This is a genomic window from Aeromonas sp. R10-1 (assembly GCF_040908465.1).
GTDB classification, from domain to species: domain Bacteria; phylum Pseudomonadota; class Gammaproteobacteria; order Enterobacterales; family Aeromonadaceae; genus Aeromonas; species Aeromonas caviae.
The window spans coordinates 1-16,327 of sequence record NZ_JBFODT010000011.1 but is presented as its reverse complement, the minus strand read 5'-3'; the positions used below and the strand labels follow the sequence as shown (position 1 = coordinate 16,327).

The 16,327-nt window shown below is 64.1% G+C and carries 18 protein-coding genes, 2 tRNA genes and 1 pseudogene; 15 read left to right on the top strand and 6 right to left on the bottom strand.

Annotated elements, in window-relative coordinates; all coding sequences use genetic code 11:
- Positions 1-95 precede the first annotated feature (95 nt).
- The gene (locus AB5Y93_RS04690; protein ID WP_368228876.1) at positions 96-488 is read right to left on the bottom strand and encodes an NUDIX domain-containing protein; all 393 of its coding nucleotides are present in this window, start codon (positions 486-488) and stop codon (positions 96-98) included.
- Between the two features lie 26 nt (positions 489-514).
- A complete protein-coding gene (locus AB5Y93_RS04685) occupies positions 515-1,066 on the bottom strand; it encodes a class IV adenylate cyclase (RefSeq protein ID WP_201901120.1) in 552 nt (183 codons plus the stop codon).
- Positions 1,067-1,333: 267 nt separating this feature from the next.
- Between AB5Y93_RS04685 and AB5Y93_RS04680 the strand changes: the two genes are divergently transcribed.
- The 4 genes from AB5Y93_RS04680 (at position 1,334) to AB5Y93_RS04665 (ending at position 3,762) form a co-directional block, all read left to right on the top strand.
- Complete coding sequence (locus AB5Y93_RS04680; RefSeq protein ID WP_368228875.1) at positions 1,334-2,179, top strand: DUF5718 family protein; 846 nt, start codon at positions 1,334-1,336, stop codon at positions 2,177-2,179.
- Positions 2,180-2,447: 268 nt separating this feature from the next.
- Positions 2,448-2,780, top strand: coding sequence for a YnfA family protein (locus tag AB5Y93_RS04675; RefSeq protein WP_041211490.1), 333 nt, complete (start codon positions 2,448-2,450; stop codon positions 2,778-2,780).
- A 23-nt stretch (positions 2,781-2,803) separates the two neighbouring features.
- Entirely contained in the window at positions 2,804-3,259 is a 456-nt protein-coding gene (locus tag AB5Y93_RS04670) for a GNAT family N-acetyltransferase (protein WP_233462883.1), read from the top strand.
- Positions 3,260-3,321: 62 nt separating this feature from the next.
- Positions 3,322-3,762 (top strand): acetyltransferase, encoded by a 441-nt coding sequence (locus AB5Y93_RS04665; protein WP_167826382.1) that lies wholly within the window; start codon positions 3,322-3,324, stop codon positions 3,760-3,762.
- Between the two features lie 70 nt (positions 3,763-3,832).
- Here AB5Y93_RS04665 and AB5Y93_RS04660 read toward each other — a convergent pair whose 3' ends face one another.
- Together AB5Y93_RS04660 and AB5Y93_RS04655 are read right to left on the bottom strand one after the other, a co-directional pair.
- Complete coding sequence (locus tag AB5Y93_RS04660; RefSeq protein WP_104452968.1) at positions 3,833-5,221, bottom strand: DEAD/DEAH box helicase; 1,389 nt, start codon at positions 5,219-5,221, stop codon at positions 3,833-3,835.
- Between the two features lie 196 nt (positions 5,222-5,417).
- Positions 5,418-5,894: a glutathione peroxidase gene (locus AB5Y93_RS04655; RefSeq protein WP_323948203.1), complete on the bottom strand. Its 477-nt coding sequence runs from the start codon at positions 5,892-5,894 to the stop codon at positions 5,418-5,420.
- Between the two features lie 208 nt (positions 5,895-6,102).
- Here AB5Y93_RS04655 and AB5Y93_RS04650 point away from each other — a divergent pair, with 208 nt between their 5' ends.
- The 5 genes and pseudogenes from AB5Y93_RS04650 to AB5Y93_RS04630 all read left to right on the top strand — a co-directional run bounded on the left by AB5Y93_RS04650 (position 6,103) and on the right by AB5Y93_RS04630 (position 10,103).
- Positions 6,103-6,711 carry a 2OG-Fe(II) oxygenase gene (locus AB5Y93_RS04650; protein ID WP_151027667.1) on the top strand — a complete coding sequence of 203 codons (609 nt, stop codon included), beginning with the start codon at positions 6,103-6,105 and terminating at the stop codon, positions 6,709-6,711.
- A gap of 200 nt (positions 6,712-6,911) precedes the next feature.
- Positions 6,912-7,901: a D-alanine--D-alanine ligase gene (locus tag AB5Y93_RS04645; protein ID WP_010674866.1), complete on the top strand. Its 990-nt coding sequence runs from the start codon at positions 6,912-6,914 to the stop codon at positions 7,899-7,901.
- A gap of 190 nt (positions 7,902-8,091) precedes the next feature.
- Positions 8,092-8,841 carry a tRNA-uridine aminocarboxypropyltransferase gene (locus tag AB5Y93_RS04640; RefSeq protein ID WP_216987328.1) on the top strand — a complete coding sequence of 250 codons (750 nt, stop codon included), beginning with the start codon at positions 8,092-8,094 and terminating at the stop codon, positions 8,839-8,841.
- A gap of 2 nt (positions 8,842-8,843) precedes the next feature.
- Positions 8,844-8,957: pseudogene (locus tag AB5Y93_RS04635) on the top strand (DTW domain-containing protein); the annotation flags it as partial.
- 366 nt (positions 8,958-9,323) lie between these two features.
- Positions 9,324-10,103 (top strand): TSUP family transporter, encoded by a 780-nt coding sequence (locus AB5Y93_RS04630; RefSeq protein WP_010674863.1) that lies wholly within the window; start codon positions 9,324-9,326, stop codon positions 10,101-10,103.
- 52 nt (positions 10,104-10,155) lie between these two features.
- Here the strand turns inward: AB5Y93_RS04630 and AB5Y93_RS04625 are convergent, their stop codons facing one another.
- Together AB5Y93_RS04625 and AB5Y93_RS04620 are read right to left on the bottom strand one after the other, a co-directional pair.
- On the bottom strand, positions 10,156-11,088 hold the full coding sequence (locus AB5Y93_RS04625) for a LysR family transcriptional regulator (RefSeq protein WP_128274385.1): 933 nt from the start codon (positions 11,086-11,088) through the stop codon (positions 10,156-10,158).
- A 51-nt stretch (positions 11,089-11,139) separates the two neighbouring features.
- The gene (locus AB5Y93_RS04620; RefSeq protein ID WP_041215090.1) at positions 11,140-12,057 is read right to left on the bottom strand and encodes a DMT family transporter; all 918 of its coding nucleotides are present in this window, start codon (positions 12,055-12,057) and stop codon (positions 11,140-11,142) included.
- 178 nt (positions 12,058-12,235) lie between these two features.
- On the opposite strand from AB5Y93_RS04620, the gene AB5Y93_RS04615 reads away from it, so the two are divergent.
- The 6 genes from AB5Y93_RS04615 (at position 12,236) to AB5Y93_RS04590 (ending at position 16,318) form a co-directional block, all read left to right on the top strand.
- On the top strand, positions 12,236-13,123 hold the full coding sequence (locus tag AB5Y93_RS04615) for a helix-turn-helix domain-containing protein (protein WP_041215897.1): 888 nt from the start codon (positions 12,236-12,238) through the stop codon (positions 13,121-13,123).
- Between the two features lie 62 nt (positions 13,124-13,185).
- Positions 13,186-13,308, top strand: a complete 123-nt coding sequence (locus AB5Y93_RS04610; RefSeq protein WP_256094327.1) for a hypothetical protein — start codon at positions 13,186-13,188, stop codon at positions 13,306-13,308.
- Between the two features lie 76 nt (positions 13,309-13,384).
- Entirely contained in the window at positions 13,385-15,019 is a 1,635-nt protein-coding gene (locus AB5Y93_RS04605) for an ATP-dependent endonuclease (protein ID WP_113978493.1), read from the top strand.
- Between the two features lie 105 nt (positions 15,020-15,124).
- Entirely contained in the window at positions 15,125-15,844 is a 720-nt protein-coding gene (locus AB5Y93_RS04600; RefSeq protein ID WP_010674858.1) for a hypothetical protein, read from the top strand.
- 224 nt (positions 15,845-16,068) lie between these two features.
- A tRNA-Met gene (locus AB5Y93_RS04595) sits at positions 16,069-16,145 on the top strand.
- Positions 16,146-16,241: 96 nt separating this feature from the next.
- Positions 16,242-16,318: transfer RNA gene (locus AB5Y93_RS04590), tRNA-Met, on the top strand.
- The last annotated feature ends 9 nt before the right edge of the window (positions 16,319-16,327 follow it).

Below are 16,327 nucleotides of genomic sequence, written 5' to 3'. Positions count from 1 at the left end.
TCCTCATCTTCTCTCTTGGCCCACGTGGGGGATTAACGTCTCGGGCGCGGACTCTCCTGCCGGTGCCATTATCATCCGGTCAGGTGCGCCGTCTCTTAATGGATCAGTCCCTGCGCTGCCAGCCACTGGAACAGCAGGCGGGAGACGGGGGAAACTTCGGCCAGGTGGCGGCTGTCCAGCCAGCGCAGCTCTGCGATCTCCGCCGAGGCGACGGGCGTGCCGTCGGTGTCCCCCGTGTAGCAACGCAGATTGACATTCACTCCTTGCGGCTTGCCGTCCGCCTGGGCGCTGAACTCGCAGGCGAACACCAGGGTGTCGGGTTTCAGGGTGACCGCGAGCTCTTCCTCGATTTCACGAACGAGGGCCGCCTCGTCGTTCTCGCCCGGCTCGCGCTTGCCCCCCGGAATGTAGTAGATGTCCTTGCCGTGGGAGCGGGCGCACAGCAGTTGTCCCTCCTTGAAGGTCAGCCAGGCGAGTTTGTCGATCATGGGCAGATTCCTCTTGTTGCCGCTTGTCAAAGGGGGGCTCGCTGCTCGCACAGGGTGCGATAGGAGCGGGTTTCACGCATCTCGGGCGCCAGTCCCAGCCGGCTAGCCAGCGCCAGCAACTGCGCGCGGTAGGCGGGCAGGGCGGCCTCGTCGTCAGTCATGATGGCGAGCTCGGCAAAATCACCGACGCCTGCCAGGTGATCCACCGTGACGTGGAAGGCCCCCAGAAAATAGATGCTGCGCCGCTTGTCGATGGTCAGCACCGGCTGGTAGCCCAGGGTGCGCACCATGCTGGCCGCCTTGTCCGCATCGGTGATGTTGACCGCCTCGCAGCGATCGGGTCCGGGCCCTTTGACTATCCAGAGCCGGATGCCGCTGGGGGCCATGGTGCGGATGATCAGGCTCTTCTCTGCCCGGGCCAGGGCGCCATCTGCCGTGTCGAAGTAGCAGTCCTGCTCATGATTGTCCGCCACCATCACCTCGGGGCCGAGGGCCGTGAGGGTATGCACAAAGGCGGCGCTGTCCGTCAGGCGGTATTTGAACTCCACCTCGAAGCGCCCCTGAAAGTGGGTGGTCATGGCCTTGCGACGGCTCCCGAACGGCAAATCAATAGGGCAGCCTAGCAAAAGTGCCGTGCTCTCCCAAGCATCGGGATCACAGCTTCGCATCGACTGCTGGCTTTATGACCAGATGGTGAGGGAAAATCCGCCCTGGTGCACAGCTTGTGGCCCGGTGGCTGGGCGCCGTACGGGGGCTGTGCTCTAATAAGCTCCCTCTTTGGCGGTATTTCCGCCCTGAACAACGACAACGAGGCGGCGGCCCCGGCCGCGCCAGTGGAGCCACAGATGCAGATCACCTCACAGACCCCCTTTATCGGACTGGGCGTGGCGGGCAACTTCGCCGGTCACCTGGAACAGGCAGGGGAGGCGGCGGACTTCGTCGCCGTCAAGGTTGACGACAAGGTCGCCCCCAAGGCGCTGTTCCCCTTCTATGTGCCGAACCATCCCGGCCAGCTCGGGGTCTTCCCGTTGAGCGGCGAGGCCATCTTCCTGCCGGAGGCGGCGGTGAGCGGGGACGAGAAGGTGCAGATTGAACCCGAGGTGGCACTGTGGTGCGAGCTGGAGTACGCGGGGGAGCAGGTGGTGGCCATCCATCCCAAGGCGTTTGGCGCCTACAACGACTGCTCCATCCGTCGCCCCAATGCCAACAAGATCAGCGAGAAGAAGAACTGGGGTGAAGAGAGCAAGGGGCTGGCCGCGAACCTGCTGCCCCTGACCCACTTTGCCGCAGGATGCGAGCTCGATGACTACCGCATCGCCTGCTATCTGGAGCGGGACGGGGAGCTGCACCCCTACGGGATCGACAGCGCGGCGGTGGATTACAGTTACTTCCACGATCAGTTGCTGGCGTGGGCCATCGACAAGTTCAACCATCAGCAGGACGAAGGCCCGGCCGAGCATATCCAGGGGCTGCTGGCCCAGGCGGGGCGCCCGGCCCATGCGCTCATCAGCATTGGCGCCACCCGCTACACCCCCTTTGGCGAGACCCACTTCCTCGCTCCCGGTGACACCGCCTGCGTGGTGGTCTACCCCGCCAGTCGCTACGACGAGCAGGATATCCAGGAGGCCATCCGAGCCCGCCGCTTCGGGCCGGATGTCTCCGTGCTGCTGCAGGCGGTCAAGACACGCTAATCCTGTCGTCAGGCCCGCTTCGGCGGGCCTGACTGTTTTTAAGCACAGCGCAGCCCGTTCCCTGTCGGCTTTCTACCCCCTGTTTGCATACCCTCTATACCTACCGCACGCCATGCCAAGCGCATGATGTTCCTCGATCCTGTTCGCGCTCCGCCATCTGCCTCCCGTGCCCTGAACCGTGCACCTCGAAAGCCGATTGCAGTGGCTGGATATAACAGTATGATTTGCCACAAGAAGTCCATTCTGCCTGCAAGGATTCCGAGTATTCATGGTTGAACTCAAGACCCTGGCCCTGTTTCTGGTGACTGCGGTTGCCGAGATCCTGGGCTGTTATCTCCCTTATCTCTGGCTGACCCAGGGCAAGAGCGCCTGGCTGCTGCTGCCCGCGGCCCTGAGCCTGGCCCTGTTCGCCTGGCTGCTCTCATTGCACCCGACCGCCGCTGGCCGCGTCTATGCCGCCTATGGCGGCGTCTACATCTTCGTGGCCATTCTCTGGCTCTGGGCCGTAGATGGCATCAAACCCAGCCTGTGGGATCTGGTGGGGGCCGGGGTGGCCCTGATCGGCATGGCCATCATCATGTTTGCCCCAAGACCCGCCTGATATCGATGCCAAGGGAGATCAGCATGATGACGACAGTGGTGATAAGAGAGTGTGAGGCGCAGGACTTGGCCGGGCTGCTGGCCCTTTATCAGGAACTCAGGCCTCAGGACCCCGTGCTCGACGAGCAAGGGGCCCGCGAGGGATTGGCGGCGATGCTTGATCTGCCCCATACCCGCATCATGGTGGCCCTGGTGGAGGGCCAGCTGGCCTCCAGCTGCCAGCTCGGGGTGATCCCGACCCTCACCAACGGCGGCCGACCCTTCGGCATCATAGAGCATGTGATCACGGGCGCCGCGTTTCGCCGCCAGGGGCTCAGCCATCAGTTGCTGGAGCATACCCTGGCGCTGGCCTGGGAGCTGGATTGCTACAAGGTGATGCTGCTCTCGGGGGAGGGGCGTGATGAAGCCCACCGCCTCTATGAGAAGCTGGGCTTCAAGGCCGGCATCGAGAAAGGGTTTGTTATCAAGGCGCCGCAATAAGTCCCATGGACTGCTGCATCATCAAAGGCGTGGGCTGTTATCCGCAACATATTGAGGTAGCGATGAAAATTGACGCCGCACAAAAGTGCGATCACCCAACCCTTATCACCATCTGGGAGGCCTCGGTGCGCGCCAGCCACCACTTCCTGCAAGAAGCCGACATAGCGGCCCTGAGGCCCTTGATCCTGGAGCACTATTTTGATGCCGTGACGCTGAACTGTGCCAGAGTAGACAATGGCGAGATCGTCGGTTTTATCGGGGTGGCCGAGGGCAATATCGAGATGCTGTTCGTCGCCCCCGCCGGGATGGGGCAGGGGGTGGGTCGCCAACTGGTGGCCCATGCCATCGCCAATCTCGGGGCGCGCCGGGTGGATGTGAACGAGCAAAACGAAGGGGCCTGTGGGTTTTACCGACGGATGGGCTTCGAGGTGACGGGGCGCTCCCCCCTGGATGGCCAGGGCAAGCCCTATCCGCTGCTGCACATGGCCTTGGCCGCCGGTTAAGGGCGCCAGAGCATAAAAAAACCGCCCGAGGGCGGTTTTTTGTTGTTCAGGAGGTTTGGCTCGCGCCCCCTCACTCCTCGCTGGAGTTGTCCTGATAGTCGCCCCGCTGGGCCTTGGGTAGACGGCGCATGGGGGCGAAACCGATGTCCTCGCCTACCACTTCCCGCTTGCGGGACTTGTTTTGCGCAGGCTGGGCAGGCTTCTTGGCGCCATCCCCTTTGCCTTTCCCGGCGGCGGGCTTGCCCTTGGCGTTGGCATGGCCACGGGCGCGGGGCGGGTTTTGCACCGGCTTGCTGCCCGGCAGGGTCTGGCGGCTCGGCTTGCCGCTCGGCTCGTATCCTTCCAGGATCTCCACGGTCAGGGATTGGCCGATCAGCGCCTCGATCTCCTTGAGCTGACCCAGCTCGTCCTGGCTCACCAGAGAGATGGCCTCGCCGCCACGGCCGGCGCGGCCGGTGCGGCCGATGCGGTGGATGTAATCCTCCGCCATCTGGGGCAGCTCGAAGTTGATCACGTGGGGCAGTTGATCGATGTCGAGGCCCCGTGCGGCGATATCGGTGGCAACCAGCACCCGCACCTTGCCTTCACGAAAATCCGCCAGCGCCCGGTTGCGCGCCCCCTGGCTCTTGTCACCGTGGATGGCGACCGTATCCAGGCCATCTTTCTGCATTTGCTGGGCGAGCCTGTCGGCAATCTGCTTGGTGCGCACGAACACCAGCACCCGCTGCCAGTTGCCACGGCCAATCATGTGGGAGAGCATCTCCCGGCGGCGCTCCCGATCGACCTGGATGATGCGCTGGCTTACCTGCTCTGCGGCGGTGTTGCTGGGATCCACCTCGATGAGGGTGGGATCCTTGAGCAGATCGTCCGCCAGCGCCTTGATGTCATTGGAGAAGGTGGCGGAGAAGAGCAGGGTCTGACGCTCCTCCGGCAGGGCCTTCATGATGCGGCGAATGTCGGTGATGAACCCCATGTCGAGCATTCTGTCCGCTTCATCCAGCACCAGTACCTCGAGGGCGCTCAGGGTCAGGGCGCCCTGGGTCAGCAGATCCAGCAGGCGGCCCGGGGTGGCGACCAGGATGTCGACCCCGAGCTTGATGGCGTCCAGGTTCGGCTTGATGCTGACGCCGCCATAGGCGATCAGGGTACGAAACGGCAGGTGGTGGGCATATTTGATGATGCTCTCACCCACCTGGGCGGCCAGCTCCCGGGTCGGGGTCAGCACCAGGGCTCGCACCTGGCGACGACCGCCACGGCCGTGGTTGGCCAGCAGTCGATGAAGCATGGGCAGGGTGAAACCGGCCGTCTTGCCCGTGCCTGTCTGGGCGCCGCCCAGCACGTCCTGCCCGGCCAGGATGGCGGGAATGGCTTGCTGCTGGATGGGGGTGGGTTGTTCGTAACCCAGCTCCTTGACGGCCCGCAGGATGTGCGGTGACAGACCCAGTTCATTGAATGACATGTTCGAGGGACACTCCGAGCCTTGGGCTCAACGGGTGACGGCAGCCTTGGTCCGTCACGACATGGAAAATAGGGTGGGTCGCCATCAAGGCTGGGCCTGAGCCCGGCAAAGCGACCGCACAAGAGAACAGTGGGCGCGTAATATAGCAGATGCGAGGCGTACGCGCAGCAGCCGTGTCGCGAGCGGCGCACGCCCGTCAGAGCAGTCCCTCGATGGCCTGCACCAGATCCTCCGGCCTGGTCTGGGGGGCGAAGCGGTCCACCACCCGGCCTTCACGGTCAATCAGGAACTTGGTGAAGTTCCACTTGATGGCCTCGCTGCCAAGGAGTCCGGGCTTTTGCTCCTTGAGCCAGCGATAGAGGGGGTGGGCACCGACGCCGTTGACCTCGCACTTGGCCATCAGGGGGAAGCTGACCGGGTAGTCGAGAGAGCAGAAGCGGGCGATCTCCTCGGCATCGCCCGGCTCCTGATGGCCGAACTGATCGCAGGGAAAACCCAGGATCTCGAAGCCTTGGGGGCTGAACTGGCGATAGAGGGCCTCAAGCCCGGTGTATTGGGGGGTAAAACCGCAGCGGCTTGCCACGTTGACCACCAGCACGACACGGCCCTGCAGATCGGCGGTGGACCAGGCCGTGCCATCGAGTCGTTGCAGGGGGATGAGGGGCAGGGGCATGGTGTCTCCTGATGCAAGAGGGGCGACAAGGCGCCCGGGGGACAATCCTTGCACGTTAACGGGCCGAGGGCCGGGGAGCAAGGGGGAGGGCGTCTGTGCCCCCCAGACTCCTATTGATGGCGGGACTTCTCAAGAGAAGCAATCCGGTTTGTGCCGATGGTCCGAAGTCGCTACAAAGCGCACTCTCTCCCCTCGCTGCGAGCCTATCTTGGACTATCAAGCCGTCATGGATGCCATCTACACCCGGGGTTGGGTGATAGTGGATGATTTTTTAACCGCCGCCGAGGTGGATGCCCTCAAGGCTTGCCTGCCGGACGAGTGGCGACCGGCGGGGATCGGGCGCGAGACCCTGCATCAGGGCAACCGCGATATCCGTCGGGATCAGATCCACTGGCTCGACGCCTCCCTCGGCGCGCCGGTGGCCGACTATCTGGCCCGGATGGAGTCCCTGCGTCTGGCCGCCAATCGCAGCCTGATGTTGGGGCTGTTCGACTACGAGGCCCACTTTGCCCGCTACCGTCAGGGGGACTTCTACGCCACCCATCGCGACGCCTTCGCCGGGCGATCCAACCGCCGCCTCACCTCGGTGTTCTACCTGAACAACGACTGGCAGCCAGAGGCGGGGGGAATATTGCGGGTCTATGACGACAGCGAGCAGTTTCTGATGGATGTTTCCCCCCGGGGCGGGCGGCTGGTGCTCTTCCTGTCTGAAGAGTTTCCCCACGAGGTGCTGCCCGCAAGCCGGGAGCGCTACAGCATTGCCGGCTGGTTTCGGGTCAACGGCAATGGCGCCGGGCGGGTCGATCCCCCCCGCTGAGCGCATTTCATCCTGTTTCTGACACAGGAAGAGACTTTTATCTGCCCGGGCAGGGGGAGGTGCGCCCCATCGGCTGACAAGGCTTCCCCTCCCTTGCTACACTGCCCGCACTTATGTTCGTTTCTGGCTTCGTCCGGTTTTCATGCGGTTGGGTTTGACATGGTGATGACGAAGCCGCTTCTCCCAAGGGATCACATCTAATGAAGAACATGCATGTCTTGCTGCTGTGCGGCGGTGGCGGCTCCGAGCACGAAGTCTCGCTGCGCAGCGCCAATTTCCTCGAAAAACAGCTCGGGCTCCTGCCCGGTATCGAAGTGACCCGGGTCGAGATGTTTGCCGACCGCTGGCTCTCCGCCGACGGTCGCGAGTGCAAGCTGGGGCTGGACAAGCTGCTCTCGTTCGACAGCGTGGCCCGTCCGGTGGACTACGTGGTGCCCTGCATCCACGGCTATCCCGGTGAGACCGGCGATCTGCAATCCTTCCTCGAGCTGGCCGGCCTGCCTTATCTGGGTTGTGACGCCGAGGCGAGCAAGGTGTGCTTCAACAAGATCACCACCAAGCTGTGGCTCACCGCCATCGGCATCCCCAATACCCCCTACCTGTTCCTGACCGAGCAAGGCGAGGCGAGCCTGATCGAGGCGAAAGCGGCGCTGGCCAAGTGGGGCAAGGTCTTCATCAAGGCGGCCTCCCAGGGCTCTTCCGTGGGTTGCTACTCCGCCAGCAACGAGGCAGACCTGGTGAAGGGCATTGCCGATGCCTTCGGTTACTCCGAGCAGGTATTGATCGAAAAAGCGGTCAAGCCCCGCGAGCTGGAAGTGGCGGTCTACCAGTATGGTGACGAGCTGGTGGCCACCTATCCGGGGGAGATCTGCGTACCCCAGGACAAGTTCTACACCTATGAAGAGAAGTACAGCAGCGCCAGTCACACCGAGACCGCGCTCAAGGCCGAGGGACTGACTCAGGCGCAGGCTGACGCCATTCACGAGTACGCGCTCAAGGCGTTCCGTCAGCTCAAGCTGACCCACCTGTCGCGCATCGACTTCTTCCTGACCGAAGAGGGGGAGATTTTGCTCAACGAGATCAACACCTTCCCGGGCATGACCTCCATCTCCATGTTCCCGAAACTGCTGGAGCACCACGGCCACAGCTTCGCGCACTATCTGGAGCAGATCCTGCGAAAGGCGGTCTGACATCGCCAGACCCGGTTGCAACGGATGGTGAGTAGGGGCCTCAGGGCCCTTTTTTCATGGGGGCGAGGCGGGCAGAACGCGGGGAGGGAAGGGGGCAGGGCGCCGCCCGGCAAGCCTTGCCGCCAGGAGGGCGCGCCGTTACAATCAGCCCCCTTTTGTCCCGCCACAGGCACCGTCAGAGCCGCGTTCCATGAAGCCCATCCCCGATCACGCCGTCAACCGCCTGCGCATCTGGCGCAAGAGCGTCTCGACCCGACCCTTTCTTGCCCGTGGCGGCAGCGTACCACGCTGCGATGCCTGCCAGCTGCGCCACGACTGGTGTGCCTGCGACTGGCGCCCGGCGCTCAAGGCCGAGGCCGGTTTCTGCCTCATGATGTATGACAGCGAGCCCATGAAGCCCTCCAACACCGGGCGCCTCATCGCCGACGTGCTGCCGGATTCCACCTGGGCCTTTCTCTGGTCACGTACCGAACCCCATCCCGAGCTGCTGGCCCTGCTGGCGGATCCCGCCTGGCAGCCCTACGTGGTCTTTCCCGCCTGCGAGAAAGCGCCCGACCGCCTGACCGGCGAGGTGGTACTGGCCCCCGGCAAGAAGCCGCTGTTCATCCTGCTGGACGGCACCTGGCCCGAGGCGCGCAAGATGTTCAACAAGAGTCCCTATCTGGACGGCTTCCCGGTGCTCGCCATCAAGCCGGATGCGCTCTCCACCTACGGCATGCGGGTCGCCCACAGCGACGAGCACCTGTGCACCGCCGAGGTGGCGGCCTGCGTGCTGGAAGTGGCCGGGGAGCTGCGGGCGGGACAGGCGCTGCAGCTCTGGTTCAATCTCTTCAGCCGCCGCTACATGGCTGGCCGGGTGAGCCGTGCGCCCGGTGCGGATGAAGCGCCCCTGCTGGAGGGACTGGAGACCATCAAGGGCCAGAGCCGCGCTCTGGATTAATCCTCATCAGCAGCCGCTACATGGCCGGCCGGGTAAGCCGTGCGCCCGGTGAGGATGAAGCGCCCCTGCTGGAGGGACTGGAGACCATCAAGGGCCAGAGCCGCGCTCTGGATTAATCCTCATCAGCAGCCGCTACATGGCTGGCCGGTTATGCCGTGCCCCCGGTGAGGATGAAGCGCCCCTGCTGGAGGGGCTGGAGGCCATCAAGGGCCAGAGCCGCGCTCTGGTTCAATCTCTTTAGCAGCCGCTACATGGCTGGCCGGGTAAGCCGTGCGCCCGGTGAGGATGAAGCAGCCCCTGCTGCAGGGGCTGGCGGTTATCAAAGCACAGGCCTTCTCGCACGCTGATTGATGAAAATAAGGAATTAGTTGGCTGCCATTGTTTCGTTGGCTTCATGAGCCCGCCCTCGCTAGGATAGCGACCTGTTGACTCCTTCAGGCTCCTGGCCATGCCGGGCGCCGCCAATCACATGAGGTCTATGGATGGAACTGGAACTGCTCACCCTGGTCGCCCTGTTCGGGGTGGCCCTCATCGCCGGCTTTATCGACGCCATCGCCGGGGGCGGGGGGCTCTTGACGGTGCCGGCCCTGCTGGCCACCGGCATGCCGCCAGCCCTGGTGCTTGGCACCAACAAGTTGCAGAGCAGTTTCGGTTCTTTCTCCGCCACCTGGTTTTATGCCCGCAAGGGGCTCCTTGAGTGGGCAATCATCTGGCCGGCGGTCATCTGCACCTTCATCGGGGCGGCCATCGGCACCCTGGCGGTGCAGACCATCGATGCCGCCATCCTGGAGCGGCTGCTCCCCTTCCTGCTGATGGCGTTTGCCTGCTACTTCTACTTCTCCCCCAGGGTGAGCGATGCGGAGAGCCAGCGCCGCCTCACCCCCATGGCGTTCGCCCTGCTGGTGGGCGGGGGCGTGGGCTTTTATGACGGCTTCTTCGGGCCGGGCACGGGGTCGTTTTTTGCCATCGGTTTCGTGGCCCTGGCGGGCTTTGGCATGGCGCGGGCCACCGCCCACACCAAGCTGCTCAACTTCACCTCCAACATCGCTTCCCTGCTCTTCTTCACCCTGGGGGGCAAGGTGGTGTGGAGCGTGGGGCTGTGCATGGCGCTGGGGCAGTTCATCGGGGCGCGCATGGGCTCCAAGCTGGTGCTCAAAAAAGGGGTGAAGCTCATCAAGCCGCTGCTGGTGACCGTCTCCCTGGTGATGTCCGCCAAGCTGGTGTGGAGCCAGTACCCCGAGCTCTTTGCCTGGCTGGGCTGAGCCGGTACCCCCCATGACGAGGGCCCGATCGCAGATCGGGCCCTCTTGCGTTTCAGCCCTGTGCCGTCAGTTGCCGGAAATGGGCTTGCAGCGCCTGCACCAGGCGGGCAATGCGATCGCGCTTGAGGCTGTTTGGCCGATAGACCAGGTGGAGCGGGCGGCCCAGTCCCGGCAGGGGGCGTGCCTGTGTCCCCTGCTCACCCACCAGTGCCAGCAGGCCGGCGGGCAGGAGTACGGGGCCAATGCCTGCCTTGGCCAGCTCGATCAGCGCCAGGTAGGAATCGAGCTCCATGGCGGGGATAAGCCCGAGGGCGGCCAGGGGCTCGCGCAGATAGCGGTTGGAGGGGTTCTCCAGATCCATGGTCAGGATCTTGCGCACCTTGCCCTGCATCCCCTGACTCACGTCGCCTTCAGCCAGTTGCTTGCTGGTCACAGTTTCTGGCAAGGCGCTCTGGTGATCCGGCTGCGCCGCCTCATCCAGAGCGTCCCCCACCAGATAGAAGGGCTCCTCCAGCAGCCGTTCGGCACACAGCCCATGGCCCGGCGGCAGGCGGCCGGCGCAGATCCCGAGCAGGGCATCCCCGCCGCGCACCCGGGCCAGAATGACCGGGGTGTGGTGGGTAGAGAGGGCAATGTGGGGATCCCGTTCAAGGTAGGCGTGCATGAAGCGGGCGAGGTAGCCCGCCAGCAGGGTTTCGGAGCAGGCGATGGACAGAGGGGTCTGATCCGTGAGGATCTGGCTGTCCGCCAGCACCCCCTTCATTTCGGCGAGGCTCGGGGCTACCCGGGCGAGCAGCTCACGGGCCTGGGGAGTGAGGCGGATATGACGGCCATCCGGCTCGATGAGCTTCTTGCCAAGGCGCTGCTCCAGCTGGGCGATGCGCTTGCTGACCGCCGACTGACTGATATAGAGGCGGCTTGCAACCTTGGCCATGGTGCCCTCGCTTGCCAGCAGGCAGAGTGTCTCCAGCCCTTCCAGTAACATGCGTCCTCCCTCCTCGTGTGTTGGACGCGGTTACCTTAGGGGCTGGTGGCATCAGGGGCAAGTACCGTTTGCGGCCCTTGATAGCGGCCAGCGCCATGCCTTGACGGGGGGCGCGAAGATCACCAGGTTGCCGATGAGGCTCACCACCACGCCGACGATGGAGACCGTCTGCCAGACAAAGCCTTCATAGAAGGTGGAGAGGGTGAGGGCCACCAGGGGGAAGAGCACGGTGGCGTAGGCCGCCTTGCTGGCACCGATGCGCCCCACCAGGGTGAGGTAGGCGGTGAAGGCGATGACGGAGCCGAAGATGGCCAGATAGACCATGGCGGCGAGGTAGCGCGGGTCGGTGGGCAGGGTGAGTGACTGACCTAGTACCGTGACCCAGCCCAGCAGCAGCGCCACGCCGTAGACCATGCCCCAGGGTACCATCTGCAATACGTGATAGCCCTGGCGCTGTCCCCGGGCGGAGACCAGGTTGCCCAGGGAGAAGCAGAGGGTGCCGGCGCAGGCAAAGAGCAAGCCCTTCCAGCCGTTTGCACCCAGTTGCGCATCCGCCAGCACCGGCCAGAAGAGCAGCAGGGTGCCAAGCAGCCCCAGCAACGATCCTTGCAGCCAGCGCAGGCCCGGTCGTTTACCTTCGAACAGCCAGAGATTGAGGCCGTTGAAGATGCTGGCGCTGGCGAAAATCACCGCCGACAGGCCGCTCGGAATATAGAGGGTGGCGTGGTAGAAACAGAGGAAGTTGGTGGAAAAGAGCAACGCGCCGAGCAGGGCAGCATATCGCTGGCCCGCCCAGGGCAGGCGCGGAAACTTGCCGCTCACCGTGAGCAGGGCGAACAGGGCCAGGGCTGCCAGGGCGAAACGATAGAGCACCGAGACCTCGATGGGGATGGGGCCGAGCTGCCAGGCGATGGCAATCCAGGTGCTGCCCCAGATGAGGACGGTGGAAACATAGAGCATCAGATTCATGGTGCGATCCCATCAAGAGAAGATGATGTGATCAGCATGAACCGTGAGGCGGGGTGCCGGCTTGCACCATCTTGCGGTTTTTTCAACGGAGGCGCAGCCTTTGACCATGAGGCGCGATAAGATGGCGACAGGAAAGGGGCGGCAAGTGCCAAAGAGGGAGACAAGCGTGCAGCATGCCATGCAGCAGACAAGACAGGCGGGGGTCTTTGATGCCCTGGTGAGCACCGGTGCCAGGCTGGAGGACTCCTGCTGGCTGGAGCCCGGGCTCGGGGTGGCGAGCTGGTGCAACCGCTACGATCAGACCCGCTACCACAAGCCGGGCAACCACACCATCAGCGTCTACCTGCAGGGGGGCGAGCAGACCGAGCGGCTGGACGGCCCCGGTGGCCATGGCGGTGCGGGCAAGGTGTGCATCATGCCGGATCACCACAGGTCCGAGTGGCTGGTGCGCGAGGAGTTTCGCTTCTTCCACCTCTACTTCACCCCCGGCCACTTCACCCGTATCGCCGAGCAGGCGTGCGACAAGGAGGGGCGTCATCTGCAACTGGAAGACAAGACCTTCATCGACGATCCCCAGGCGGCGGCCCTGGTGCAGGGGCAATTGATGAAGCTCGACTGGCAGCACGGCATCGATCGCATGGCGCTCTCCCACGGTGCCTGGATGCTGATGCTGCACGCCTATCGCCATCACACCCGCGAGGCCCCGGCGCTGCCGGAGGTGCGCGGCGGCCTGGCCCCGGCCGTGGTGCGCCGGGTACAGGAGTATCTGCAGGCTCACCTGGCCGAGCCGGTCACCCTGGGAGAGCTCGCCCGGGAGGCGGGTCTGAGCGAATACCACTTCGCCCGGATGTTCGGGCAGAGTCTGGGCTGTCCGCCCCACCGCTACCTGCTCGGGCTGCGGCTCAAGCGGGCCAAGCAGTTGCTGGCGGGAAGCGAGCCTCTGGCCAGCATCGCCGCCCAGTGCGGCTTCTCCTCCCAGGCCCATTTTGGCAACCGCTTTCGGGAGGCGTTCGGCCTGAGCCCGGGCCAGTGGCGAGCCCAGTTGTCATTCTCCTGTCACAGATAACCCTGAGACTCTGGACAAAAGAGGTGTACCCTCTGTCTCTTGTCCATTGAAAGGAATGCCCATTGAATCATCGCAAACGTCAGACCCGTACTCGCCATCTCTGGTTCAACCACTGGAATGCTCCCCTCTATCGCGCCACCCAGCCGACGCCGCCCGAACCGCTCGTTCCTCACAGTTCCCGCTGAAAACGCCGTAACCCGATAGGATTTTTCCGGCAACTTTGCCACTATTGCGCCATCAGGATGGACTGGATATGGCCGCATGTTTCTGGAACGCATTGAAGTCAAAGGTTTTCGCGGAATAAATCGCCTCTCCCTCGGGCTGGACAACACCACTGTGCTCATCGGCGAAAACGCCTGGGGCAAATCCAGCCTGCTGCGGGCCCTCTGGTGCCTGCTGGGGGATGCCGAGCCCTATCAATTTGGTCAGGATGATTTTCACCGGCCCGAAGATCCCGAGCTCGAACCCTCGCGCACGCTGCAACTGGTGCTCACCTTCAGCGAGTATCGTCCCCAGATGTGCCAGCACTCCCGCCGTCTGGCCCGCCTCGGGGCGGCCTGGATCCCCCACAAGGACAAGTTCCACCGGGTGCATTATCGTGCCAGTGCCGAGTTGCAGGACGATGGCAGCGTGCTCACCACCCACGACTTTCTCGACGGCATCGGCAAGAGCCTGACCATCGACAACAACGAGGCGCTGGTGCGTCTGCTCATTACCATGAACCCGGTGTTCAGGCTGCGGGATGCCCGTACCGCCCGGGAGGGCATCGAGCGGCTGCCCTGGGGGGATCTGTGCGAGCAGCGGCTGGACGAGCTGGCCGGCAAGCTCACCGACGAGCCCCAGCGCATCGGCGAGCCTGAACTCAAGGAGGCGCTGCAGGCGGTGCAGCAGTTGATGGAGCACTACTTCAGCGCCCTGGCGCCCATCAAGCACAAGCCTCGCAGCCAGCGGGATATCGTCAATCGCCCCATGACCCTGCGCAATCCCGGCAACCTGCAGGTGCTGCTGCGCAATGCAGACAACCGGGCGCTGCAACTGGCCATGGCGGGTATGGCGGCCATGCTGCTCCACGCCCGGGGCAATCGGGAGCTGGAGGAGGGGGCCAGACCCATACTGATGCTGGAAGACCCAGAGAGCCGCCTGCATCCCACCATGCTGGCCCTGGCCTGGGGTCTGCTGGAGCAGTTGCCCGGCCAGAAGCTGCTCACCACCAACTCGGGGGACCTGCTCTCCTCCTTGCCCCTCAATCAGGTGCGCCGTCTGGTGCGCCGCCAGCAGGACATCCTCTGCCATCAGTTGGGAGGGGAGCGCTACAGCAGCGACGATCTGCGCAAGATTGCCTTCCATGTGCGCATCAACAGGCCCATGTCGATGTTTGCCCGCTGCTGGTTGCTGGTGGAAGGGGAGACCGAGATCTGGCTGCTCTCGGAGCTGGCCCAGATCTGCGGCTACAGCCTGCGGGCGGAGGGGGTGCGCATCATCGAGTTCGCCCAGTGCGGCCAGGCTCCCCTCATCAAGGTGGCCCGGGACTTTGGCATAGAGTGGCACCTGCTCACCGACGGTGACGAGGCGGGCGCCAAGTATGCAAGCTCCGCCCGCTCCCTGCTCAAGGGGGAGCGCGAGCGGGATCGGCTGACCCAGTTGCCGGCGGCAGACATAGAGCACTACCTCTACCAGAACGGGTTCGAGGGGGTGTTCCGGCGTGAGGCGGGGGTCGGGGGGCGCTCCACCCTCAACGCCGGGCGCATCATCGCCAAGGCGATCCACCATCGTAGCAAGCCAGGCATGGCCCTGGCGGTGGTGGAGGAGGCGGAGCGCCTCGGCAGCGAGCACATTCCCCCTGTGCTCAAGCAGATGTTTGCCCGGGTGGTCGCCCTTGCCCGTGGACAAAGCTGACCGGCGGCGTTGGGAAGACGGGGGAGTTTGGATATACTCCCTGCCTCTTGTCCTTCCTTACCCTGTGACGGGTGCACCCGCACCCGGACTGCTGCCGGAGACCCTATGTTCGTCCAACTTCCTTTTTGGCTCTTTCCCCTGACCGGTTTGATGGCCCTGGGGGCCCTGATCGCCGTGGGCCTCGTCCTGTGGCGCGGGGATCTCTGCCCGGGCCAGCGCTCGCGGATCACTACCCAGCTCTTCTCGGTCTGGGTGATCACCGGGCTCTCTCTGATGCTGGCGGTGGAGGCCAAGGTTGCGGGCTGGCTCATCTGGAGTGGGGGGGCCGCCCTGGTGCTCGGTATCGTGCTCTCCCTGGTCCAGTCTCGCCTGGAGGGCAAGCGCGCCATCCCCGCCACCCTGCTGTGGTTGCCCGCCATGCCGCTCGCCCTCTACGGGCTGGGTCTGATGCAGATCCAGGGCTGGCTCGGCGGCCTGCTGCAGATGGTGCTGCTGGGGTCGGCCTTTGCCCACCTGATGCTGCTGCGTGCCCGCCACCGCCTGCAAGCCTTCAATCTACTGCTACCCCTGGCGGGGCTGGTCTCCGCCATCCTGAGTCTTATCTGGCTGGCGGTGCTGGTGGGTTGGCAGGGGAGCAGCGCAGGGCTCGACCCGCTGATCCCCGGGGTAGTGACCCAGGCCGGCCTGCTGGTCGCAGCCCTGCTGCTCTGGTTCAGCCCCATCTACCGTCAGCAGGAGACGGCCCCCGTGGTGGTCTCCGTGACCCTGTGCGGCCTCATCATCGCCCAGATTGCGGCGACCAGCGTGTTGCACCAGCTGGCCTGATCCCGGCGCATCCTCCCGCCCGCACCTTGTCGTGCGGGCTTTTTTTATGGCAAAGAGGGGCAAGGCGGGGAGGGGCCTGAGGGGCGAGAGATCGCTAGCTGCCTGAAAAAACTGCGATTTGTTGCAAAAGAGCGCAGTATGTGACGGTTTAATCCCCGAATAAACTTTTTTTAGGATATTTACTTGCAATCTCAGCGTTGGCGCCTATTATGGGCGACCTCGGACGCGGGGTGGAGCAGCTCGGTAGCTCGTCGGGCTCATAACCCGAAGGTCGTCGGTTCAAATCCGGCCCCCGCAACCAACTATTTGTATCCATGGCAAGCGCATAGCGCTGCGGTGGAGACGAAGACAGCAAGAAGCAACTGCTCTGCTTTTTGTGGTGGCAATACAATTCGGACGCGGGGTGGAGCAGCTCGGTAGCTCGTCGGGCTCATAACCCGAAGGTCGTCGGTTCAAATCCGGCCCCCGCAACCAACTATTTGT

Coding starts and splice junctions, on each gene's coding strand:
- AB5Y93_RS04630 (WP_010674863.1), top strand. CDS start 9,324: ATGGAACTGGAACTGCTCACCCTGGTCGCCCTGTTCGGGGTGGCCCTC.
- AB5Y93_RS04690 (WP_368228876.1), bottom strand. CDS start 488: ATGATCGACAAACTCGCCTGGCTGACCTTCAAGGAGGGACAACTGCTG.
- AB5Y93_RS04670 (WP_233462883.1), top strand. CDS start 2,804: ATGATGACGACAGTGGTGATAAGAGAGTGTGAGGCGCAGGACTTGGCC.
- AB5Y93_RS04660 (WP_104452968.1), bottom strand. CDS start 5,221: ATGTCATTCAATGAACTGGGTCTGTCACCGCACATCCTGCGGGCCGTC.
- AB5Y93_RS04665 (WP_167826382.1), top strand. CDS start 3,322: ATGAAAATTGACGCCGCACAAAAGTGCGATCACCCAACCCTTATCACC.
- AB5Y93_RS04615 (WP_041215897.1), top strand. CDS start 12,236: ATGCAGCAGACAAGACAGGCGGGGGTCTTTGATGCCCTGGTGAGCACC.
- AB5Y93_RS04675 (WP_041211490.1), top strand. CDS start 2,448: ATGGTTGAACTCAAGACCCTGGCCCTGTTTCTGGTGACTGCGGTTGCC.
- AB5Y93_RS04685 (WP_201901120.1), bottom strand. CDS start 1,066: ATGACCACCCACTTTCAGGGGCGCTTCGAGGTGGAGTTCAAATACCGC.
- AB5Y93_RS04680 (WP_368228875.1), top strand. CDS start 1,334: ATGCAGATCACCTCACAGACCCCCTTTATCGGACTGGGCGTGGCGGGC.
- AB5Y93_RS04645 (WP_010674866.1), top strand. CDS start 6,912: ATGAAGAACATGCATGTCTTGCTGCTGTGCGGCGGTGGCGGCTCCGAG.
- AB5Y93_RS04655 (WP_323948203.1), bottom strand. CDS start 5,894: ATGCCCCTGCCCCTCATCCCCCTGCAACGACTCGATGGCACGGCCTGG.
- AB5Y93_RS04600 (WP_010674858.1), top strand. CDS start 15,125: ATGTTCGTCCAACTTCCTTTTTGGCTCTTTCCCCTGACCGGTTTGATG.
- AB5Y93_RS04620 (WP_041215090.1), bottom strand. CDS start 12,057: ATGAATCTGATGCTCTATGTTTCCACCGTCCTCATCTGGGGCAGCACC.
- AB5Y93_RS04625 (WP_128274385.1), bottom strand. CDS start 11,088: ATGTTACTGGAAGGGCTGGAGACACTCTGCCTGCTGGCAAGCGAGGGC.
- AB5Y93_RS04640 (WP_216987328.1), top strand. CDS start 8,092: ATGAAGCCCATCCCCGATCACGCCGTCAACCGCCTGCGCATCTGGCGC.
- AB5Y93_RS04605 (WP_113978493.1), top strand. CDS start 13,385: ATGTTTCTGGAACGCATTGAAGTCAAAGGTTTTCGCGGAATAAATCGC.